Raw genomic sequence first — 22,591 nt, 5'->3', positions numbered from 1 at the left:
AAGGAGGCTTAGACATGCTGTGGTTGCTGTTGGTTTTAATTGTTTTTATTTTTCAGACCGGGACGATCCTGCTCTTTGAATTTCGCAAGCCGTCCAAAGCGGTAGCCTGGCTTTTTATTTTGTTTTGCTTCCCGCTCATTGGCTTTGTCGTGTACTACTTTGTTGCACAGGATTATCAGAAGCGTAAAGTGGTTCGAAAAGGGGGATCGCAGCTGTTTCGTGAATTCCGCGAGCGTCTATGGGCGCAATCCAAGGTCATTGAACATGTGGAGCAAATGCATAATCCTCATTTCAAACATCAGGAGCGCCTGTTTAACCAGTTAATTCGTATGTCGGAAAACCCGTTGACTGGATGTAACCGCACACGTGTGCTGACGAACGGTGAAGAAGCCTTCGAGGCCATGCTGGCAGCGATGGAACATGCGCAACATCATATCCATGTGGAGTTTTACATATTTCGGGCCGACGAAATCGGAAGAAAGTTTCAAGAGGTCATGATCCGCAAGGCACGTGAGGGAGTAAAAGTACGATTCGTTGTAGACGGTGTGGGGAGCTACAATTTACCCTATTCCTTTATTCGCACCTGTAGTGAGGCGGGAGTGGAATTTCATTATTTTCTACCTCCGTTTTTCGCCACACTGGACCGCCGGATTAACTATCGCAATCACAGGAAAATCGTGGTGGTAGATGGCATGGTTGGATTTGTAGGAGGGATTAATGTAGGCGACGATTATCTCGGAAAATACCCCAAAGTAGGATTTTGGAGGGATACGCATTTGCAGATTGAAGGAGATAGCGTCTATTTTCTACAAAATGCGTTTCTTAGTGACTGGAAGCTGGCCTCAGGGGAGAGACTGATGGATGTGAATTTATTTCCTCCACATACCTGTACCGGGGATGAGGAAGTACAGATTTTGAGCAGCGGTCCCGATCAGGTATGGGATACGATTCAGGAAATGTGCTTTGGGGCGCTCACAGTTGCCAAAAAGCGGATTTGGATTACGACGCCGTATTTTATTCCCGATCCGGGCATTTATGAGGCGCTCAAGCTGGCGGCAGTCAGTGGCGTAGATGTGAAAATTATTATTCCCTATCAGTCCGATTCGAAGTTAGTTCATTTGGCGTCTCTGTCCTATGTACAGGAACTGCTGGAGGCAGGGGTGGAGTTCTACCAATATCGAAAAGGATTTATTCATGCCAAAGTGGTGATTGTCGATGATTTACTCGGCTCGGTCGGGACTGCCAATATGGACATGCGCAGCTTTTTCTATAATTTTGAGTTGACCGCTGTCGTTTTTGCTAATTCAGCGTTGGAACGGCTTTCGGCAGATTTTGTAGAGGACATTTCCAACTCCTCACGCATAGATTTAAACGTGTTCCGCAGACGGCCTAGATCTCAGAAAACAGCTGAAATTCTAACTCGCATGCTCTCTCCACTCCTATAAAGGCGATTTTCGCCGTTTTTATCGCTATAATCCCGCTTTATTGTGATTTATGTGCTCTTTGCTAACTTTTTTGCGCGAAATCACAGTTTTGTGATATACTATTTATATAAATAGCGCGGTAAAGAATAGGGGACTGCGGATAGCAGCCCCTTTTTTGTCCAATATATCATACTGTAACGGGGGGATTTATATATGAGTGTAGTGAGCAAGGAAGTCCAAAGTTTATCTGAGATTACAGATGTGACCGGAGAGTTGACCAAGATCAGCAAAATTCCAGCTAATCCGAAGAACAAAGTAAAACGCCTGTTTCAGCGTGCAGCCATGATTGTAGTTGGTGCAGCTCTGATGGCAGTGGGATTGGAAATATTTCTGGTTCCTAACGGCGTTATTGACGGAGGCGTTACAGGTATTTCCATTATGGCCTCCAAGATTACTGGCTATCCGCTCGGTATTTTCCTGACCCTGTTGAACCTTCCATTTTTACTTATCGGCTACAAACAAATTGGTAAAACCTTCGCTTTATCCACATTATTCGGTATCGTCGTTATGTCCATTGGAACCGCGTTACTTCACAATGTAAGTGCGTTGACTCCTGGTGAACCGCTGCTCGGCGCTATTTTTGGGGGCGTCATTCTCGGTGTTGGGGTGGGTCTTGTGATTCGGTCCGGCGGTTCGCTGGATGGAACAGAGATCGTAGCTATTCTCGTCAGTGAAAAGACTCCTTTTTCGGTCGGTGAGATCGTACTGTTCGTTAACATATTCATTCTGGGAAGTGCAGGTTTTGTGTTCGGTTGGCCAAATGCCCTGTATTCCATGATTGCTTATTATATCGCCATGAAAATGATTGATATTACGATTGAAGGTCTGGATCAGTCCAAATCGGTCTGGATTATTAGTGACAAATACCGTGATATCGGGGATGCCCTGACGGATCGTCTTGGACGGGGCGTAACTTATCTGGAAGGTGAAGGTGGCTTTACAGGCGAAAGCAAGAAAGTGATTTTCGTCGTCATCACCCGACTGGAGGAAGCGAAGCTGAAGAGCATCGTTGAAGATTGGGACCCGCACGCTTTCGTTGCGATCGGTAACATTCACGATGTGAAGGGCGGACGCTTTAAGAAAAAAGGAATACACTAGCGCAAGGGGACAATTCCTCAGCCTAATGGCTGCGGGGTTCGTCCCCTTTTTTGTTCTTCCAAGCATGGATCAGGTTCGGTGTGCCTTGGTGCGCATATGCTTGAGGACATCTTCTACAGGTTGGGGAGGAACCTTGTCGATCAAGTCGCCTACCTGATTTAGTCGTTCCTCAATATTCAGCAAATGGTAGTCAAGTGGTGATACATCTTGCCGTACCTCTTCCCATGTTAGCGGGGTGGAGACCGTAGCGCCGGGGCGTGCCCGCGGGGTATAAGGAGCGGCCAGAGTTTTCCCCTGATAATGCTGCAAATAATCAAAATAGATGGCTGTTCCACGATCCTTCTTTAACCTTTCGAGTGTGAACAGATGCGGGTGCTTTTCTGTCACAAACTGTCCGACTAATAGCCCGATGCTGCGAAGTTCGTCGAAGGTTATGCCTGTACGGATCGGAACGATAATTTGTACACCTGTGGCCCCGGATGTTTTGGGGACGGAGTTCAAACCAAGCGAAGCCAGTACTTCACCGACAATAGAGGCTGCCTCCATAATACGTGGCTCCACCTCTCTGGATGGATCAAGGTCAATCATCCATTCACAGGGCAGCTTGTTTCCCGCTTCGTGCAGAGAGGGGTGGAATTCCAACGCAGCTTGATTACCAAGCCAGAGGAGTTGTGGCAATTTGCCGAGCACGATATATTCAATGCCATCATGCAGGGCGGTTTCAATATAGTCCGGCCGAGGACGTGGGGCATTTTTCTGATAAAAAAAATCACCGTGAATCCCATGTGGCCAGCGGATGACGGTCAGCAGACGATGATGACAATATTTGAGCAGGAAGGGAGCCAGTACCGCGAGCTTGCGAAGATACAGCGCCTTAGTCACGCCTGCTTCAGGCCACAGCGGTTTATCCGGGTTGGTGATAGGAATTTCCTGACCTTCAATGGTAATAGTACCTTTAACAGCTTGTCCCATTGTGCTATCCTCCTTTGGCTAATATGCAGCAAAATCTTTATTTACAGGCTGATTGTTAAGCTTTTAGATCTACATAGGGTTTAACATGAACGTGAAGTGCTGAATTTATCCATCAAAAGGATTGACAAGATACATTATGTATCATAAATTCATAATAAAAATACGATATGTATCTATTAAAGTGTCTTGAGCAGAGGTAGAGGAGGAGTTTGCTTGATTGAAAAGCAAGGCGGAGGGCTGGTATTCCTGTTAAGTGTCCCTCGGAGTGGAAGCTCGTTGCTTACCGCCATTTTGCAAAACCATTCCCGCCTGTTTGCCACGCAGGAAATGTGGTTTCTGCTCAGTTTATATGATCTTCCGCAGTCACATACACGCCCATATGGAGGAACAGGGATACTCCGGCAATTTTTTAAAGGTATGGTCCCCTCCGACGTATTGGAGCAGGCCTCCCGTTCGTATGCACTTGAAATATATAATGGTTTGCTTCAAGGTACAACAGCAGATATGCTTATCGACAAATCCCCGCGTTACTATACGGTGCTGGAATTTATAGACCGTTTATTCCCTGCTGCCCGCAGGTTGTGGCTTATCCGAAACCCTTTGGCCATTGTGGCCTCATTCAAAAAGGTCAATCAGCTACGGAACGGACGTTTTCAACTACTGGAGGAACTGGGGAGTCCGCATTTTAATATGAAAATGACGGATATTACGGTTGGTTTGTTCCGTTATACTCATTATTTTGCTACACCTCATCCACTTGCATACCCGCTTAGATATGAACAGCTCGTATCCAATCCAACGATGGAGATCGAGAAACTGTGCAGTTTTTTGGGAATCCATTATGAAGCGGGGATGGAAAAGTACGGAGATTTCGCGGATACGCCCAAATCCAGTCTTTTTTATAGTATGGGAGCGGGCGATCCATTCGTAGGAGAGCATGAACAGGCGCATCAGGATTCGGTACATAGCTGGCAACATGTGTTGAGTAAAAGGGAAATTGAGCTGTATTGCAGAAGCATTGGGTCCCGCATGTTTAAGCAACTTGGTTACGCGGAAGCGCTGGAGCAGGCTGAACAGATGACTGGAGTTCGCTTTGAAGATGAGCCAGATATGGAGCTGCTGAGTCGACGTACACAACAATTCCTCCAGCAAAGCGGCTTTGAATGGAAGGCAGCTTATCGGATGCTGGAAGAACAGGATACAGATAACAGAGAACTCATGACAAATGCAATCCATCATACTCCACCCCAAGATCCGACATGGATGCATGTGGACCAGAGCGTGAACGATCGACGGATCCAATCACTGGAAAACAGGTTGGCACATAGCTATGAGGAGCGGAACCGTCTTATCGCTCAGCTTCAAAGCTATCAACGCCCACATCAAGGTCTCCGATCTCGCAGCCTCTTGGCCCGTAAACTCAGGTACTTGGCGTCTGTAGCATTATCAAGTATAGGAAAAGAAAAAGGGGGAAGAACGTGAGTGCGATTGCCGGAATCTATAGCTTTGGGCATGAGTCTGTATGCACCGAAGAAGGCGGGAAAATGATGCAGGCCCTGCGGAAATATCCCGCTGACCGCGTATGCGCTTGGTGTGAAGGCTCTATTTTTTTGGGTTGTCATGCCCAGTATGTGACCCCGGAATCTGTTCATGAGCGTCTTCCCTTTTATGATGAGCTAAGAGATTTGGCAATCACGGCGGATGCGATTATTGACAATCGTTCCGAGCTGTTTGAACGGCTGGGAGTTGAGCAGGAACGGCGGCAAGATATCACGGACAGCGAGCTGATTTTGCTGGCATATGACAAATGGGGAGTGGAGGCAGCCAGTTATCTGATAGGTGATTTTGCCTTTGTCATTTGGGATGCCAAGGAATATCGATTATATGGTGCTCGAGATATGACAGGCCATCGTACGCTGTACATCTACCAACATGACCGAGGATTCGCGTTTAGCACGGTAGTCGCTCCGCTTTTGGCCCTGTCCTCTCTGCGAAAAGAACTGCATGAACCGTGGCTGGCCGAATTTTTGTCCATCCGCACCATGCAGGAATCCGTCGATATCGGGACGACCGCCTACAAGCATATCAACCAGCTTCCTCCTGCACATTGGTTCACTATGGAGGAGGGGAAGCGAACCCTTCATAAATATGCATGCCTGGATGAGGTAGAGCCACTGCGGCTCAAAACAGGAGGTGAGTACATAGAAGCTTTCCACGAGGTGTTCACACAGGCGGTCACTGCCCGATTACGGACGCATCGCGCTGTAGGGGCTGCCTTGAGCGGAGGGCTGGATTCCGGAGCGGTTGCCAGCTTTGCCGCGCCAGCGCTGCACTTGCAACAAAAGCCGCTACATGCCTACAGCTATGTGCCTGTTCAAGATTTTACAGACTGGACACCGCCTACATTGCTGGCGAACGAACGAAGCTACATTCATTCTACGGCTCGCTATGTGGGCAACATTCACGAGAACTATATGGATTTTGAGGGAAAAAGTCCGTTTTCAGAAATTGATATTTGGCTGGATTTGATGGAGGCTCCCTACAAATATTTTGAAAACTCCTTCTGGATCAGAGGTTTTTATGAAAAAGCGCAGGAACACAATGTCGGTGTACTGTTGACCGGGGCACGAGGCAATTTTTCCGTATCGTGGGGCCCTGCACTGGACTATTATGCCCGTCAGTTTCGTCATTTGCACTGGTTGCAATCCTTTCAGGGATTGAGGCGGTACAGCAAGCTTACGGGCAGGCGTATGTCTCATCTACTCCCCGTGATGTTGAAGAAAGCGACTTCACTTGAACCTCGTTTATGGCTGCGGCGTGGCCATCGCAGTCCCGTTCCTTCACTGATTCACCCAGAGTTTGCCCAACGGATGAATGTAGAAGATATTCCTGTATTGAGCGGAACAGGTTGGATGAAAAATGCCGATCAGACGAGAAAAGAGAAGTTCTCAAATTTGGCGATTGCCAACAAAAATGGTGTGGTCGCGACCAAACTTTCACTACGTTACGGCCTATGGGAACGTGATCCGACCGGGGACAGCCGGGTAATTCGCTTTTGCTTATCGGTGCCTTTTGAGCAGTATGTACAAAACGGTCGGGACCGTGCCCTCATTCGTACGGCCATGCGTGATCATCTACCTGATGATGTTCGGTTGAACCAGCGGGTACGCGGCGTGCAGCCTGCAGATTGGCTACATCGTATGCTTCCTTGTTGGGATACGTTTATGGGGGAGCTTCAACTGATGTGTCATGATTTACGAGCCGCCGAATATCTCAATATTGAGTTTATTAAGACGGCTATGGCAAAACTTCACCACCCCGGCCCTGAGCAGGCGTCTGATCCGAATATAAGACTACTCATGCATAGCCTGATTGTGTACCGTTTTCTCTGTAGATTCAACTGATCGAATCTGTTCGGTCAGACAGTTCGCCATTCGTTGGAGGGGAGGTGATGAAATGAGTAAAAAAGAATGGCAGGAACCGACGATAGAGGTGCTGGATATTAGCCAGACCATGGCGGGTAAAGGCTGGAGACAGATTGATTGGGTGTCCGACCACGATGCCGATATCTATAATCCAAGCTAATAGATGGTTATACATGTTATACATGCAGCCAATGTTGGACTGGAAGCCAGACAACTGGGCCGATAACGATTGAATGAACGAAAATAGCATGATCCATTGGACTCGTATTCAATATACAGCCGTCTTTATTTCTTTCGGGTTAGAGGTGTTGCCCAAGAAATAAAGACGGGATTTTTAAAGACAGAGGAGTGAGTCCTACGTGCATGACAGGAGTGCAAATGTCAGTTGGACGAAATATACGGCCTTTGGACTCAGGATTGCGAGTGAGCTGAATCTGCCTGAGCTGATGCTGGCAGCACCAGGAGTGGTAGAGGATGTAGTCATTCGACAGGCTGATTTGACTGCATGGAGTGGTCAGCTGGAGCAGGCCAATTTTGTGATGCTGGATGAGCGATTTATGTTCCGAATACCGGGCACGGCCATTTATGCCGTCAGGGAAGGCAAGGAGATCGAGGTAAGTATATTCTCTGGGGCTGATCCTGACACCGTGCGGCTGTTTGTGCTGGGTACATGCATGGGTGTTCTGCTGATGCAAAGACGAATATTACCTATTCACGGAAGTGCGGTCGTCATCGGGGGGAGGGCCTACGCATTTGTGGGTGAATCGGGTACGGGGAAATCGACATTGGCTGCTGTTTTTAGGCAGGCAGGTTATCAGATGGTTAGTGATGACGTGATTGCTGTAAAAGCTACGGGTTCCTCTGCCATTGTGTATCCAGCTTATCCGCAGCAAAAGCTGGGGCTTGAAAGCTTGCTCCAACTGGAGGCTTTACGGGAGAACAAGCATGTACGCAAAAGAAAGCACATACAGTCCCTAACTGACGACAATTCTGTAATGCCACAATACACAGATCTGCGTACGCTTGCAGGTGAGCTGAATAAATATGCCGTACCCGCTGTAGATGATTTTTATAACGATCCGCTGCCCTTAGGGGGCGTATTCGAGCTGGTGGCAGATTCTCCAACCCGTGCGTTGATGCGCGAAGGGGAGCTAGTGTCGGTTACGGAACAGCCCTTGAACGTTCTGGAGTGCTTGCATACATTACTACAACATACATATCGCAGGGTGATTATTCCGCGAATGGGTTTGAGTGAATGGTCGTTTGATACAGCGGCTAGGATGGCTCGGAAAGTGGAGGGCTGGCGCTTGCTGAGGGATAGTTCCGTCTTTACTGCGTCCGAGGTTGTACAACGGGTACTTGAACTCATTCGTAAGGAGGAAAAGAGTTATGGCAGCCACTAATCCAGCTAAGGATCATTATCGCGTCATTTACAATGAAGAGGTCTACGTCAGTGATATGGACGGAGAAAAAGTGATGATGAGCATTAACACTGGTAAATATTACAATTTAGGCTACACAGGAGGACGAATCTGGGAACTGGCAGAATCCGGTCCTTCACTTGGCGATATCGTAACTGTCCTGACGAACGAATATGAGGTGGACGAGGAACAGTGCAGACAGCAGGTACATACCTTTGTGGCTGAGTTGGAGCGGGAAGGACTGTTAAAGCTTCTACGGGAGCCGGTATAACATGCGGATACAACGGCTTCTTCTCCTGTCTCCAGAAGTCAGAAGATTGTTGCCGGAAGCCTGGCTGGAGCTGGGATGGGCGAGGCTGCGCCAGCGTCGTTCTTTTTGGGATTACTCAAGGGCTTGGGGCATACGTATGGAAGAAACCCCATGGCAGTGTGACGTTGGGCAAGAGAAGTCCATTCAGCAGATTTCACACGCTGTAGAGCTGGCAAGCCGTTATACTCCTTGGCGTAGTAGTTGTCTTGTACAAGCCGCTGCGGCGATGACGTTGCTGGGGCGCAGGAAACTGGACTGCACGCTGTATCTGGGTACAGCCAAAAATGCCGCTGGACGCTTGGCTGCACATGCATGGGTACGTAGCGGACCGATTTATGTTACGGGGAAACGGGAGATGGAAGCATTTACGGTGGTGGGGATATTCGGAAGACGTGCTGTGATGGATACAAATAAGAATATGGAAGATAAAAGTAGTTCTTTACTTTAATGCGATGAGACACGAAGGAGAAGAATGCATGCCCACCAAGTCTGTTTTGGAACTTGCGAATTGGAATGAGGATCAAGAATTAACGTTGTTACTCTCTCTATTGGGGAAGGACGTTATTCATTGGCAGGATACGACTGCTGCTACCCAGCTGCGTGAGATGGATTGGGTCCGCTTTTTACGTCTGACCGAGCACCATCGAGTGGTACCTACGGTGTATCTCCAGCTAAAAACATTGAATCATCCATTCATTCCCGCAGAATTGTTGCGAAACCTTCAGGCGCAATATCATCGAAACACGCTTCGCATGCTCCATCTTCAAGCAGAAGCCGAGCGTCTGACCAGGCTGCTCATAGCTCATGGAATTCGTGTGCTTATGTTGAAGGGGCCTGCTCTGGCGCAGCAATTATACGGGGATGTTTCTCTGCGTACTTCCAAGGACATAGACTTACTCATTGCCCCTGACGATATGGATGAGGCTGAGCATTGGATGCAGGAAGCTGGATATTCGTCCAAGAGCGGAGAAGTGCGTGTCCTTGGCAGTTGGAAATGGAAGGACCATCATGCATCCTATTTACATCCGCAAAAACGGGTAGAGATAGAGTTGCATTGGCGGCTTCACCCGGATGGGGGTGGGGAACCCTCTTTTAACGAGCTGTGGAACTGCCGGAAAAAGGGCAAAGCTGCAGGAGCCATTCGGCAGGTACCGTTGGGATCTGCCGACAACAGGACTGTGATGACGTCCTGTATGTATACGCTTGGCAGCGAGCATCAATTTCTGTACTTGAGTGCGCATGGTGCGCGTCACGGTTGGTTCAGGCTGCGCTGGCTGGTTGACATCGACAGGCTTGCGATATGTGCTGTCGATTGGGAGGCGCTACTGCCGATGATGCGCCGCTACGGGGGCCTGCCTGCTGGCGGGCAGGCTTGGGCACTCGCCGCTGCGCTGTTGGGTACGCCGATACCGGAGCCGATGCGTCCGGTATCGGCTACCCGGCAGGCGCATAGGCTCGCGCTGAGCGCGCTGGCCTTCATGCAGGCCAGCGTACCCGCACTGTACCCGATCACCCACGGGTCGGGTACAGGTAGGCTTGCTCCATCAGAGCTGCTGCACAGCAGAGCCTTGGCGGAGCAAGCGGAGGCCGCCCCTCCAGGTGGCGGTCCTTCAGTATGCAGTACCTCTGGCGAAGCAGCCATGCTTGCCACCCGTGGCGTTACTAGCATCACGGAAGATGCCAGTAACGACGATCATAGCCCGATGAGCACCGCTACCAGTTGTGCCCCGATGACTCCAGCTGCTGCCTCCAGCCAAGTCATGACCAAAAACAGGGCTGTCTATCAGCCGGTCAGCCGCACTTACTTGCTTTCCTTAAAAGAGCCAAGACACAGACTATGGTATCTCATCAGCCGTTTGTTTCCTTCTACGGGCGATTCGAGCGTTTTTCCATTGCCTCGTCAGCTGCATTTTTTGTATATCCCTTTACGTCCATTTCTCTGGCTGAAGCGGCGATTTTCAAAGCACTGACTCGATAGAGGATTTTGTGAAAATCCAATAAGCGGCTTTTAATGAACAATATATAGATCGAAATGGTCTAGTTCGTCTATATATTGCACTTTGGAGCGATTGGGATCGAATTTTGCAAAGTCCTGAATAAGGAGTGTGCATTATGGTTCACCTGCGATTATATATGACAAAGCTGTATAGCGTGAACGGCGGTGCGTTATTTCTCAATATTGGGTGTATGATCATTGTCAGTCTACTGGAGGGTTTTGGCATTTATATGCTTGTTCCTATGCTGGCGGCCATCGGCGTATTTGTCGGTCATTCAGGGATGCCATTTCTGTCTGATGGATTGGATCATTTTTTGCCGTTCGTTCCTAAAAGCTGGCTATTGCCGGGGATGTTGATGGTTTTTGTAGTGCTGCTTACAGGGCAGGCTTTGCTTCAGCGTTACCAATCCATCCTGAATTCGCGGATTCAGCAGCGTTTTATGCGTTCTCTTCGAATAGACGTGTACACTTCCTTTATGAAGGCGCAGTGGGCCTTTTATTTGCGTCAGCGTAAATCTGATTTTAGCCATGTGATGACGACCGAGCTGGCGCGTGTCAGTCAGGGAACAAATTTGCTTCTTCAACTGACTACAGCCGTCATGTTTACGCTGATCCAGATTGCGCTGGCTTTTTGGTTATCCCCCTCTTTAACCGGACTGGTATTTCTGAGTGGATTGGGGCTGTTTGTTGTGTTTCGCCGCTCCATTCGAAATGCCAAACAATTAGGTGATCGTACGACTGAACTGTCACAGGTTTATTTTGCTGGAATTACGGATCACATGAACGGTATGAAAGATATAAAAAGCAATCTGTTGGAAGCGGCGAATATCCATTGGTTTCGCTCCCTGACGCAACGCATGGAGGATAATACGACTCAATTTGTCCGGCAAAATGCGACCACACAGTTTTTTCATCGTGCAATGGCAGCTGTTTTTGTCGCTTGTGTCATATTTATATCGCTGCAGTGGCTGCATGTTACACCTGAAAAACTGATTGTGCTGATTCTTATATTTTCCCGCTTATGGCCTCGATTTGCTCTTATTCAAGCGAGTCTGGAATACATCATGTCTATGATCTCCGCTTTTGAAAGTGTCACCAAGGTGCAACAAGAGTGCGAAGCTTTCACAGATCCGTCATTGATTGCACTTGCATCCTCTGAGACTCGCGTTCCATCTGATCCATCGGTAGTCAATCTATCATCTGCATCTGAACGGCAACCCCTGTCCCTTCGTCATGGGATTGAATGCAGCCATCTGGATTATCGCTACGAGGGTGCAGCAGAGCCTGCACTGCGTCATATTAATTTGTTCATACCCGCCCGGGAAATGACAGCCATTGTAGGGAAATCAGGAGCAGGTAAAAGTACAATGGTCGATGTCCTGATGGGTTTTTTACGTCCAACTGGGGGGCAGATTATAATAGACGGGCTTGTTCTGGGCGACGAATTATTGCCCCAGTGGCGGCAGTCGTTTGGCTACGTGTCACAAGATCCATTTTTATTTCATGCGACTGTCCGCGAAAATTTGATGCTAGCGGATAAGGATGCTAGTGAGCAGCAGCTATGGGAGGCGTTACATTTTGCAGCAGCAGACAACTTTGTATCCAGACTGCCCGAAGGGCTGGACACGATCATTGGAGATCGCGGGATTCGTCTGTCTGGAGGAGAACGTCAACGGCTAGTATTAGCACGGGCTATCTTGCATCATCCTCCGATACTTATACTAGATGAAGCGACAAGTGCGCTGGATGGTGAACATGAAGCCGCAATTCAGGCAGCACTGGAACGGATGAAAGGTCAAATGACGCTGATCGTCATCGCTCACCGTCTGTCAACCATCAGACATGCGGATCAAATTGTCGTACTGGATCAAGGCGAGGTCATACAGCAGGGGAACTACCGCCAACTGGAACAAGAGGAGCGGGGGGCGTTCAGTCAGCTACTATCGTATCAAAGCAGTGTCACCGCCACCCCTTAACCAGACCTTTCTGTAACTCAGCTTAAGTTTCTTTACGTTTGGCAGTGCTTCTTTTCTTTTTGACTGGAGTCGGAGTGAGGTTGTCGCCTGCCACCGCCTGCTGTGCTGTTGGGGCTGCTGGTTTACGCGCAGGGCGTTTTTTCGCAGCAGGGCCGGGATCGGTAACGACAGGTTGCACTGCCTCGATGCTGGCCTGAAGGGCGGCCATTAAATCTACTACATTGGTCTGAGGCTGTGTTGGGGCGATTCGCACCTCTTCACCAGCAACTTTATGCTGAATGAGATCCAGCAGACGCTCGCGGTACTGATCCGTATACTTGGCTGCATCAAAAGGTGTAGATAGCTGCTCAATCAGCATTTTGGCCATGGTCAGCTCCTTCTCTTTAACCTCTTCCTGTCCGGGTAAGTTGGGAACTTGAGCAATGGGGCGGATTTCGTCCGGGTAAAACATCGTCTCCACCGCCAAACATTCATCCAACACCCGAATCGCCGCCAAGCTGCTTTTAGAGCGGATGGAGATTTGGGCAATCCCGATTTTCCCGGTATCCTTCATTGCATTCATGAGCAGCTTATACGCATTGGAGCCGGCCTGATCCGGGGACAAATAATACGTTTTCTGAAAGTAAATCGGATCAATTTCCTGCAAATCAACAAAATCCAAAATCACGATATTTTTATCCGCTTGTCCGCTAACTTGCTCCAGTTCCTCCTTGTCGAACATGACAAATTTTCCTTTTTCATACTCGTAACCTTTTCCAATTTCCTCCCACTCAACCTCCTTGTCACAAACGGGACACTTTCGTACATAGCTAAGTGGGCTTCCACACTCCTTGTGAATGTAACGCATGGAAATGTCCTTATCCTCCGTAGCTGAAAACATTTTAACGGGCACATGAACCAGCCCGAAGCTGATCGCGCCTTTCCAGACCGTATGCATACCGCCAGTCCTCCTTTTCTTTAATCCGCATTTTGCATCCTTCGATTCCGGGCACCCCGGGATATGAGCATATATGATTTTCACTTAGTATGCTTCGTATAAGTGATTGTATGAGGTGTAGATGAAGACTGCAAATTGCTGCCGATTGCGCATGGTTACAGCAATTTTGGTACATAGTAAGGCATATCCGATTCAAAGGGGGTACACAATTTATGTCCGGAAAATCCTATCCTCGGCAGATCAGTCATCGTGTGGGTCAAAGCCATATCGCCTTTCGGGGTCCCGCCGCAGGCGAACAAGATGCATTGCCGCCCGAGTTTGCCCTTTCACATGGAACTCAGCCGCCTTTTCCCGTTGCTGTGGCTCATGTGGATTTAGAGGCTGTAGTTTCAACCTCGCCTTCCCATAGCTTTCCTTCATTGGACGTTGAACGACTTATAGATGAAGACTAGGTGACCTACATTTCTAAATTAATGCACCAACATTCAGCAGGAGGAGAACAGCATGAACGTGGAACGAGCAAAAGCCATTTATGATTCATCTGAGAATATTGCCGTACAATTGGATGGCAAACCGATTTGGATTGAGCATGTGGATGAAGCAAACGGTATGGCTACCGTACAGGTGGGCAGCAACCCCGGCAATACTCAAACTGTCCGTGTGGATCGTCTGGAAGAGCAGTAGGAGATGGGAACCAAACATCTGGTCATTATCCATGGCCGTGACAAAAAGCCCAGATGCGACGAAATGCTTCGTCTTATTAAAAAAGCACTGATCGCAGGATTGCGTTGAGTGAACGAGGAAGCGGCACAAAAACTGGAGCAAGAGCAGATTTTACTGACATTTAACGGTTGAAAATGATTTCCATCTGATGCTGAATCGAAATTTAATAGAAAGTATTGATGATCAGCCGCTTATTCAGACATTCTGGAAAGATAGTCACACTGGGCGTGCCAATCCCCACAACTTCTTTGCTTATCTTAACCATACGAAGGTGGCTGAGCATGTAGCGGATTGGATTTTACGCTCAAAAAGGCTCGCAATTGCTCGATGAGCAATTAGCGAACCTTTTTTTGTAATAACAAGTGCAGTCGTAGGGACGAATTAAATGCCAGACAAGTTAATTTGAAGATGCAGCTGGTTCCTTTCTATGACCTTCACACTGCAATGGCCCTCAAATGTGGTGAAACTATCAGTTTAGCCTCTGTTGCTAATTGAACGTCTTCCACCGTCAAACCCGGAGCAATTTCTTTTAGCATCAGCCCTTTACCCGGAATAACATCAATGACAGCCTTTTCGGTTACTATGGTCTTTACAACATTTACAGCAGTCAAGGGCAGCTTGCATTGTTCCAGTATTTTCGGCGCGCCATTTTTGTTCACATGCTCCATGGCTACAATCACTCTCTTGGCTCCAACTACCAAATCCATGGCTCCCCCCATACCCGGCACCTTTTTCCCAGGGATCATCCAGCTTGCAAGGTTGCCTTTCTCGTCGACCTCCAGGGCGCCCAGCACGGTGATATCCACATGCCCTCCGCGGATGATGGAAAATGAAAGTGCACTGTCAAAAAAGCATGCTCCTTCCATGGTTGTAACGTAGTTTCCGCCTGAATCGATACAATCGAGCCTTTCTTTTCCCTGAGCCGCTTTGGGGCCTACACCGAGGATTCCGTTCTCAGCCTGCAGCATAATATGAATGTCCTCGGGGATATAGTCCACTACCATTGTAGGCAATCCGACACCAAGGTTGACAACTTCACCACTTTTGAATTCCTGGGCTATTCTTCGAGCAATGAATTCTCTGTTATTCATGCGTTTTCACCCACCTTTACAATTGCGTCGACAAATATTCCGGGAACGTTGACATGATTGGGGTCAATTTCACCCGTCTTTACGTATTCGTCTACCTGAGCAACTACATACTCTGCCGCTGTAGCCATAACCATATTGAAGTTACGTGAAGAGCCGTTGATGACAAGATTCCCCGCTTCATCAGCCTTATGGGCTCTGATTAACGCTACATCCGCTTTGAGCGGGAGTTCGAGCAAATATTCCCTTTCATCAATTTTGATTTTCTTTTTTCCTTCCTCTACAACGGTGCCTACACCTACAGGTGTTAAAACCCCGCCCAAACCGGCTCCTCCCGCGCGTATTTTTTCAGCGAGCGTGCCTTGCGGGAAGAGTTGGACCTCAGCTTCTTTCGTCATCAGGAGCCTTCCCGTTTCCGGATTGGAGCCGATATAGGATGCAAAAATTCGCTTTACTCTGCCGCTTTTTACAAGCTTATAGATAGATAATTCTGGTGTGCCTGTGTCGTTGGAAACAATCGCAAGATTGCTGGCGGGATTGGTGTCGACAAGCGCACGAACCAGCTCCTCCGGAAAGCCTCCTGCCAGAAAACCTCCGACCATCACCGTGTCTCCGTCTTTGACCTTCTTAACTGCTTCTTCAGCGGAGATTACTTTGTTATTCATGGTTCCTTCTCCTTATATATATATTTTTAGGAAAGCAAACTTTATTGAAGATAATCGTAGAGGACTCTTCCATATGGAAGCGTTAAATCAGCAATAAAATGTTTCCCGCCAATATAAGATTTAACCGGCAAATCTGCCACAGGAGCGTTGACATGGGGGATAAGGCTTAATCTGGCAGGTCCTGACCAGGCTCCTTTTACAGTAATGTTCTCAAGATTATACGCTACTAACTGAGCGATTTTGGGGGTACCGTCAACATCAGGAATTAACTTTAAATTAACTTGTGTTTTTGCGATGGCTTTTGCCGTTTCCTTTTCATCAAGAATGTTATATTTGAAAGGCATAGTTCCCGTGGCCACCAGGACGTTGTTATAATGCAATGTACCCGTCAGCGTCTCCGTCTCCTCAACGATCAAGCGAGGCTTTGCCCATTTTTTCGGAAAACCCCAGACTTCGCGTCCCCCCAGAATAGCAGGCGCGTTATCCAAATACATTTGGGCGACAAAATTGCAGGGTTCTCCTTGAAAAGTACACGGAATGACAATACCGCTTTCCTCATAACTTCCTAACCCGGATGAATCGGGCATCTTGATCCATTCATAGGAAACCGTATTGCTTCCATCCGGCTGAAGAGGTTCCGGGACCGCCTGTCTAATCGCAGCGGGATCGGTCTCATAGGTAATGATAAAAAATTCCCGGTTGATGAAGCGGTATGGCGGGCGCCCGTAGCTGCCGCTAGCCGCAGGCATGGATTGGAGTGAAAGTACATCTTTTTGATTCATAACGGTCTCCCTTCCCTTTAACAGATATTCTAAAATTCATCTTGAATACGCACTTTAAATGAGCGCATTTTCAACCAGCATCGCTATGCCCATTCCTGTTCCGATGCATAACGAGGCGATGCCGTAACGTGAAGATCTTCGCACCATTTCATGAACCAACGTAGCCAATATTCTAGCACCACTGGCCCCGACAGGATGCCCGATCGCGATCGCGCCCCCATTGACATTCACTTTGTCCAGACTGACCCCTAGCTCCTTCACTACCGCTAATGCTTGTGAGGCAAACGCTTCATTAATTTCAAAAAGATCAATGGCATCGATGGATATACCTTGCTGCTTCAGAAGTGTCGAAATGGCTTTCACTGGCCCCATTCCCATATATGCAGGGTCAACGCCAACAAGGGAATAACCCTTGATATATGCCAATGGCTTTAATGCATGTTCTTTGCATTTGTCTTCCGATACCACAAGTACGGCCGCCGCGCCATCATTGATTCCCGAAGCATTCCCGGCGGTAACCGTTCCGTTCTCCTTAAACGCAGGTTTTAATTGAGAAAGTTTTTCTTTCGTTGTATTTCCTCTTATGTGTTCATCCTCTGTGAAAGAAATAGTTTCTTTTTTGTTTTTGATCATGACTGGAACAATCTGCTCTTCAAAAAGCTTCTTGTTTTTTGCTTCTACGGCCTTTATCTGGCTTTGATAGGCAAATTCGTCCTGCTCCATTCTTGAAATTCCATATTTATCGGCAACATTTTCTGCGGTAATTCCCATATGGTAATGGTTGATCGGGCATGTAAGGCCGTCGGCCACCAGGGAGTCTACCAACTCACCGTTACCAAGTTTGTAGCCGTTTCTTGCATTTCTTAGCAGGTAAGGGGCATTCGACATGCTCTCCATGCCTCCGGCCAAGACGATGTTGCCTTGTTCAGCCAATATTGAATTGTAAGCTAAAGCAACGGCATGAAGTCCTGAACCGCAAACCGTGTTTATCGTTGTTTCGGGTACATCAATAGGGATACCGGCTTTTAATGCCGCCTGTCTGGCAGGATTTTGTCCATTGCCCGCCTGAAGAACATTTCCCAAATAAATCTGATCAATCAAAGAAGGCTCTAATTTACTTTGCTGAAGGCATGCTGTCATCACGGTTGCTCCCAGTTCGGAAGCGCTTAGAGGCGCAAGGGTTTTGTTAAAAGAGCCGACCGCTGTTCTCAACGGGCTTACTAAAGCTACTTTTTTCATTAAAAACTCACATTCCTTTCGCTGTGTTCAAAACACAATACATCCATGATTGCACTTCAATTCGTAATTTCCGCTCTTAACCTAAGAGACGTAGCGACTGCAAGATATATTTGCATGCGGGCATATTCATGGTGTCTAAGACAGTGAATGTGACGGTTCGATCGCCTTCTCTCGTTGGAAATTAAAACCATTTTTATCATAGTTCTAATGCATTTTTTGCTCAATGTTCAAATATTTACATATATCTATGTACAGATGTTTATAGGGTCATATAGGCCACAATAACTAGGCCATTCTAACGTTTTCTGTTATTTTCTTGTTTTTTCTGAAAATCATGATCATAAATTGAATTTTATGTTAAAAATGAAAGTTACAATCCATACGTAAAAAAATTTTCCTCACAAATATCGCCTAACTCAGCTGGAAAATAAAAAAGGCCTCCAGAATTTTCTGAAGGCGGCTTTGTTTCTGACCAATCTGGTCTTGAAAAAGCTAGGCAGGTTGCCAATCCAATTGAATACATTTGGAATTCCAATAAAAATGATGACGTCTTTGCGAGATAGTGAAAACTTGTGAATTGGATCAATAACTCACGAAAAATGTACATCTGCTGTCGTGAGTAAACGCACAAAACGATTGCCAAGCAGCTCATTATGATGAGCTACAATTTGTTCACTGCTCAGCACCTTGCTATCAAATGTACTATGCGCATCCAATACGAGCACGTTGTTCTGGTATCCCAGACTATAGGCGCTTCGGCAAGTCGTGTCGAGGCAAAACTCGGTCTGCATCCCCGCGATTACGAGCTGATCGGCCCCCAGTTCCTTCAGCACATGGCCCAATTCGGTTTGGTAGAAGCTGTCCCAGGATGATTTACGGACAATTTGTTCATGAGGAAGAGGGCGCACCACATCGGCGATGGCCCAGCCTACACTGTTTTCCCGGAAATCCTCATCCGCTTCATCGGTATGCTGTACAAAAATCACCGGTGTACCTGTAGCTCTGGCTTTGTCCAAAAGCTGCTGCAAATGCGATACAACTTCCTGCTCGCGATACAGCTTCTCATCATACATGAACATCGCCTGCTGAACATCAATCAAGAGTAAAACGGTTTGTCCCATCGTTTCGTTCCCTCCCTGTGTGTATCATCTAACTTACAATAGCATGTCTTCATGCCTTGCGGCGACATAAGGTGAACTATATAATAAAGAACAAGTTGGAACGGTCCGATTCGGACGAAAGGTGATTAAAATATATGACAATTTCGCAGGAGCAGTTTACGTTCCGTTCTGTCTCAGAGGCACAGACCGGGTCATTGGCAGGTTTTTTGGCAGCCAAAGCGGTTCCCGGAACGGTGATTGTGCTGGATGGAGATCTGGGAGCGGGCAAAACTGCTTTTTCCAAGGCTTTTGCCAGCCATTTAGGTGTACCGGGTATCGTAAATAGTCCAACCTTTACTCTCATTAAGGAGTACGAGGGCCGATTGCCTTTGTATCATATGGATGTGTACCGGATTTCCCAGGACGAGGCGGAGGATCTCGGGCTGGACGAATATTTTTACGGGACAGGAGTATGTCTGGTGGAATGGGGTAGTATTATACCGGATATATTGCCGGAGCAGCGGCTTCATATGTATATAGAAACAACGGATGTGGGGGAGCGCTTGATTCACCTGACCGGGTACGGCGAGCCTTATGAACAATGGTGCCGCAGTTTGCGGGAGAATGGAGTTTGAACCATGCAAAGAGAGCATACAGATGTGAATGTAAAGCCGCGTGAGCGGTTTTTGACGTTAGATACAGCGACGACCGTGATGGCGGCCGCTCTGATGAACGGAAGAGAATTGCTGGGAGAAAGCAACGTCTATGGCGAACGTAATCACTCCGTGCATGTGATTACCGAGCTGGAACGACTGCTGACTGAAGAAGGGCTGACACGAGATGATGTAGATGGTATTGCAGTTGGTGTTGGACCGGGGTCTTATACCGGTATCCGGATTGCGGTGACTGCAGCCAAAACACTCGCTTGGGCCTGGGGTATCCCGGTGACGTCCATATCGACTTTGCACGCTTTGGCGTGGGGTGGTTGGAATCGCGGCATCGAGATGAAGGGACAAGAAGATAAAAATGAGTCTGTGCATAACGGTTCGTCCGGAGCGCAGGCAGCAGACTGGATTGTGCCTGTGCTGGATGCGCGCCGTGGTCAGGTTTACACGGGGCTGTTCGCCGTGAATACAGTTGACGACGTCGAGAGTCCGCAACGGCTGGAGCCAGATGCAATTCGCTTAATGACTGCTTGGACCGATGACCTGCTGCAACGGCTGGAGGCTTTGCCCTCTGAAGAGCGTCCTCCAGTCATTTGGCTAGTCGGTGAAACGACGGTTCACGCCGAAACAGCTGAGCGTCTGCGTGCTTGGAGCGAGCTTCGTATTGTACCTTATGAGCTGGAAGGAAGATGGGTTGGCCGCCTTGGGGCGGATAAGCTGCTTCGTCAGGAACATGACGAGCTACATACGCTGGTTCCTAATTATACCCAGCTGGCGGAGGCGGAAGCCAATCTGCTTCGTCAGCGCTGAAGAGAGCGGTGAACAACATGGCAAAGAACATACAGCGGGAAGAGAAACTTGAGTTTCGCTTGATGCAACTGGATGATATTCCCGATGTGCTGGAGATTGAGCATGAAGCGTTCACGCTACCGTGGACGGAGGAAGCATTCCGCAATGAGCTGACGATGAATCATTTCGCTAAATATATGATTATGGAACTAGACGGACAAGCCATTGGTTACGCAGGCATGTGGACGATTATGGATGAGGCCCATATTACGAATATTGCGATTCGTGAGGCTTATCGCGGACGCAAGCTTGGAGACAAGCTGTTGAATGAGCTGATGCAGACCGCCTCTTATTTAGGGATGGAACGTATGACGCTAGAGGTGCGGGTAACGAACCGGATCGCTCAGGGCTTGTATGAGAAAAAAGGCTTTAAGCCCGCGGGTGTGCGCAAAGGCTATTATTCGGATAATAACGAGGATGCCGTGATCATGTGGGCGGATCTTCCCGCGCATGGGGCATCCGGTGAACAGGAAGGAAGCGTGCAGAAGCAATGACGCAAGAGGAAAAAGCAGGTACAGGCTCCGCCTCCAGCGAGCCTTGCTATATACTGGCAGTGGAAACGAGTTGTGATGAAACGGCTGTTTCTGTCGTGAAAAATGGCACAGAGGTGCTCTCGAATTTGATTTCCAGTCAGATTGAAACACACAAAGCCTTTGGTGGTGTTGTGCCAGAGGTGGCTTCACGCAAACATGTGGAGAGCATCACCTATATGCTGGACGAGGCCATGCAAACATCAGGAATTACTCCTCGTGAGATTTCGGCGGTTGCCGTGACACAAGGACCAGGACTGGTTGGCGCATTGTTGGTTGGAATTGTCGCTGCCAAGAGTGCTGCCTTGGCGTTTGGCAAGCCATTAATCGGGACGCATCATATCGCGGGACATATTTATGCCAATCAGTTGGAGCATGATATCGTGTATCCGTGCATTGCTCTCGTTGTGTCAGGAGGACATACAGAGTTAGTGCTGATGGAGTCCGAAGGTCATTTTCAACTCATTGGTCGTACAAGAGATGATGCGGTTGGGGAAGCCTACGACAAAGTAGCGAGAGCCATTGGATTTCCGTATCCCGGCGGTCCGCATGTGGATCGTGTGGCTCATGAATCGGAGGAAGTGGTTACTTTGCCGCGTGCATGGCTGGAGCCAGATTCTTATGATTTTAGCTTTAGTGGTTTGAAATCGGCGGTGCTGAATGTAATTAACCAGACGAAAATGCGCGGAGAAACCGTTCATGTCGGAGCGATCGCAAGAGGCTTTCAAGAGTCGGTCGTCGAGGTGCTGGTGGAAAAGGCGATTCGTGCCATGCGTGAATACGGTGCGAAGCAGCTCCTGCTTTGTGGCGGTGTGGCAGCTAATCGCGGACTGCGTACAGCATTGCGGGAGCGCTGTGAGCGCGAAGGAATCGATCTGCTTGTACCATCGATGAAATATTGCACAGATAATGCAGCGATGATCGGCGCTGCGGCCTACGCCAAATGGAAGCGCGGGGAATTTACCTCATTGGATATGAAGGCTGATCCAGGGCTGTCTCTGGAAGAATGGTCTGTCCAAACTTAATTGAAGAAGAATGAGCAAGACATGGCACAGTTGAGCCGTGTCTTTTTTGTTCCGCACCATAACTATCATAAAAATATAAATTCAAGAGGATAAAATACAGGAGTTTGAGCAAAAGAATGGCAGCATCTCATTCCCTCGCATGATTCGTCACAATGGTTCACGATTTTTCATAATCCATCAAAAAAATCTGGAATTTTGATATTGCCCGAATAATGATGTGATTTGTCAAGTTGTGAACAAAGTTATCCACATATACCGTTTCGAATGTGGATAACCCAGCCCGAAGCAAGCAGGCTAAGACTTTTT

23 protein-coding genes are annotated in these 22,591 nt (G+C 48.1%); 16 read left to right on the top strand and 7 right to left on the bottom strand.

All coding sequences use genetic code 11. From position 1 onward, the window contains the following. The first annotated feature begins 14 nt into the window (after positions 1 to 14). Complete coding sequence (gene cls, locus JOD82_RS15980) at positions 15 to 1,445, top strand: cardiolipin synthase (protein ID WP_069011100.1); 1,431 nt, start codon at positions 15 to 17, stop codon at positions 1,443 to 1,445. A 192-nt stretch (positions 1,446 to 1,637) separates the two neighbouring features. After that, positions 1,638 to 2,582: a YitT family protein gene (locus JOD82_RS15975; RefSeq protein ID WP_029516224.1), complete on the top strand. Its 945-nt coding sequence runs from the start codon at positions 1,638 to 1,640 to the stop codon at positions 2,580 to 2,582. 69 nt (positions 2,583 to 2,651) lie between these two features. Here the strand turns inward: JOD82_RS15975 and ligD are convergent, their stop codons facing one another. Beyond that, positions 2,652 to 3,554 (bottom strand): non-homologous end-joining DNA ligase, encoded by a 903-nt coding sequence (gene ligD / locus JOD82_RS15970; RefSeq protein ID WP_209949653.1) that lies wholly within the window; start codon positions 3,552 to 3,554, stop codon positions 2,652 to 2,654. A gap of 213 nt (positions 3,555 to 3,767) precedes the next feature. On the opposite strand from ligD, the gene JOD82_RS15965 reads away from it, so the two are divergent. From JOD82_RS15965 to JOD82_RS15930, 8 genes are all read left to right on the top strand, one after another. After that, positions 3,768 to 5,036, top strand: a complete 1,269-nt coding sequence (locus tag JOD82_RS15965) for a sulfotransferase family protein (RefSeq protein WP_029516226.1) — start codon at positions 3,768 to 3,770, stop codon at positions 5,034 to 5,036. Beyond that, positions 5,033 to 6,958: an asparagine synthase-related protein gene (locus tag JOD82_RS15960; protein ID WP_029516227.1), complete on the top strand. Its 1,926-nt coding sequence runs from the start codon at positions 5,033 to 5,035 to the stop codon at positions 6,956 to 6,958. Before JOD82_RS15965 ends, JOD82_RS15960 begins: the two co-directional genes overlap by 4 nt. A 52-nt stretch (positions 6,959 to 7,010) precedes the next feature. After that, on the top strand, positions 7,011 to 7,139 hold the full coding sequence (locus JOD82_RS15955; RefSeq protein WP_134902123.1) for a paeninodin family lasso peptide: 129 nt from the start codon (positions 7,011 to 7,013) through the stop codon (positions 7,137 to 7,139). Between the two features lie 199 nt (positions 7,140 to 7,338). Further along, a complete protein-coding gene (locus tag JOD82_RS15950) occupies positions 7,339 to 8,382 on the top strand; it encodes a phosphoenolpyruvate carboxykinase (ATP) (protein ID WP_069011101.1) in 1,044 nt (347 codons plus the stop codon). Continuing rightward, positions 8,369 to 8,671: a lasso peptide biosynthesis PqqD family chaperone gene (locus JOD82_RS15945; protein ID WP_029516229.1), complete on the top strand. Its 303-nt coding sequence runs from the start codon at positions 8,369 to 8,371 to the stop codon at positions 8,669 to 8,671. Before JOD82_RS15950 ends, JOD82_RS15945 begins: the two co-directional genes overlap by 14 nt. 1 nt (position 8,672) lies before the next feature. Continuing rightward, on the top strand, positions 8,673 to 9,158 hold the full coding sequence (locus tag JOD82_RS15940) for a lasso peptide biosynthesis B2 protein (RefSeq protein WP_165144696.1): 486 nt from the start codon (positions 8,673 to 8,675) through the stop codon (positions 9,156 to 9,158). Positions 9,159 to 9,186: 28 nt separating this feature from the next. Beyond that, entirely contained in the window at positions 9,187 to 10,680 is a 1,494-nt protein-coding gene (locus JOD82_RS15935; RefSeq protein WP_165144699.1) for a nucleotidyltransferase domain-containing protein, read from the top strand. Positions 10,681 to 10,822: 142 nt separating this feature from the next. Continuing rightward, entirely contained in the window at positions 10,823 to 12,682 is a 1,860-nt protein-coding gene (locus tag JOD82_RS15930; RefSeq protein ID WP_069011103.1) for an ABC transporter ATP-binding protein, read from the top strand. A gap of 22 nt (positions 12,683 to 12,704) precedes the next feature. Here the strand turns inward: JOD82_RS15930 and ku are convergent, their stop codons facing one another. After that, positions 12,705 to 13,619 (bottom strand): non-homologous end joining protein Ku, encoded by a 915-nt coding sequence (gene ku / locus JOD82_RS15925; RefSeq protein WP_069011104.1) that lies wholly within the window; start codon positions 13,617 to 13,619, stop codon positions 12,705 to 12,707. A 212-nt stretch (positions 13,620 to 13,831) separates the two neighbouring features. Between ku and JOD82_RS15920 the strand changes: the two genes are divergently transcribed. After that, positions 13,832 to 14,071, top strand: a complete 240-nt coding sequence (locus tag JOD82_RS15920) for a hypothetical protein (RefSeq protein WP_029516234.1) — start codon at positions 13,832 to 13,834, stop codon at positions 14,069 to 14,071. 52 nt (positions 14,072 to 14,123) lie between these two features. Further along, entirely contained in the window at positions 14,124 to 14,303 is a 180-nt protein-coding gene (locus JOD82_RS15915) for an H-type small acid-soluble spore protein (RefSeq protein ID WP_069011105.1), read from the top strand. Between the two features lie 473 nt (positions 14,304 to 14,776). On the opposite strand, the gene JOD82_RS15910 is transcribed toward JOD82_RS15915, so the two are convergent. The 5 genes from JOD82_RS15910 to JOD82_RS15890 all read right to left on the bottom strand — a co-directional run bounded on the left by JOD82_RS15910 (position 14,777) and on the right by JOD82_RS15890 (position 19,237). Then, positions 14,777 to 15,433, bottom strand: a complete 657-nt coding sequence (locus JOD82_RS15910) for a 3-oxoacid CoA-transferase subunit B (protein ID WP_029516236.1) — start codon at positions 15,431 to 15,433, stop codon at positions 14,777 to 14,779. Continuing rightward, positions 15,430 to 16,095 carry a CoA transferase subunit A gene (locus JOD82_RS15905; RefSeq protein WP_029516237.1) on the bottom strand — a complete coding sequence of 222 codons (666 nt, stop codon included), beginning with the start codon at positions 16,093 to 16,095 and terminating at the stop codon, positions 15,430 to 15,432. The genes JOD82_RS15910 and JOD82_RS15905 overlap by 4 nt, the downstream gene beginning before the upstream one ends. Before the next feature lie 41 nt (positions 16,096 to 16,136). After that, entirely contained in the window at positions 16,137 to 16,877 is a 741-nt protein-coding gene (locus JOD82_RS15900; RefSeq protein ID WP_039269579.1) for an acetoacetate decarboxylase, read from the bottom strand. A 54-nt stretch (positions 16,878 to 16,931) separates the two neighbouring features. Continuing rightward, positions 16,932 to 18,116 carry an acetyl-CoA C-acetyltransferase gene (locus JOD82_RS15895; protein WP_209949652.1) on the bottom strand — a complete coding sequence of 395 codons (1,185 nt, stop codon included), beginning with the start codon at positions 18,114 to 18,116 and terminating at the stop codon, positions 16,932 to 16,934. 590 nt (positions 18,117 to 18,706) lie between these two features. Continuing rightward, a complete protein-coding gene (locus JOD82_RS15890; RefSeq protein WP_209949651.1) occupies positions 18,707 to 19,237 on the bottom strand; it encodes a cysteine hydrolase family protein in 531 nt (176 codons plus the stop codon). A gap of 134 nt (positions 19,238 to 19,371) precedes the next feature. On the opposite strand from JOD82_RS15890, the gene tsaE reads away from it, so the two are divergent. The 4 genes from tsaE to tsaD are packed head-to-tail and all read left to right on the top strand — an operon-like array spanning position 19,372 to position 22,285. Continuing rightward, a complete protein-coding gene (gene tsaE / locus JOD82_RS15885) occupies positions 19,372 to 19,851 on the top strand; it encodes a tRNA (adenosine(37)-N6)-threonylcarbamoyltransferase complex ATPase subunit type 1 TsaE (RefSeq protein WP_029516241.1) in 480 nt (159 codons plus the stop codon). 3 nt (positions 19,852 to 19,854) lie between these two features. Continuing rightward, positions 19,855 to 20,691: a tRNA (adenosine(37)-N6)-threonylcarbamoyltransferase complex dimerization subunit type 1 TsaB gene (gene tsaB / locus JOD82_RS15880; protein ID WP_209949650.1), complete on the top strand. Its 837-nt coding sequence runs from the start codon at positions 19,855 to 19,857 to the stop codon at positions 20,689 to 20,691. Between the two features lie 17 nt (positions 20,692 to 20,708). Then, positions 20,709 to 21,224 (top strand): ribosomal protein S18-alanine N-acetyltransferase, encoded by a 516-nt coding sequence (gene rimI / locus JOD82_RS15875; RefSeq protein ID WP_029516243.1) that lies wholly within the window; start codon positions 20,709 to 20,711, stop codon positions 21,222 to 21,224. Beyond that, entirely contained in the window at positions 21,221 to 22,285 is a 1,065-nt protein-coding gene (gene tsaD / locus JOD82_RS15870) for a tRNA (adenosine(37)-N6)-threonylcarbamoyltransferase complex transferase subunit TsaD (RefSeq protein WP_209949649.1), read from the top strand. The genes rimI and tsaD overlap by 4 nt, the downstream gene beginning before the upstream one ends. Positions 22,286 to 22,591: the final 306 nt, after the last annotated feature.

This window comes from Paenibacillus sp. 1182 (assembly GCF_017833915.1).
Classification (GTDB): Bacteria; Bacillota; Bacilli; order Paenibacillales; family Paenibacillaceae; genus Paenibacillus; species Paenibacillus polymyxa_D.
Note: the sequence above shows the minus strand (reverse complement) of the source record. Positions and strands in the feature narration are given on the sequence as shown.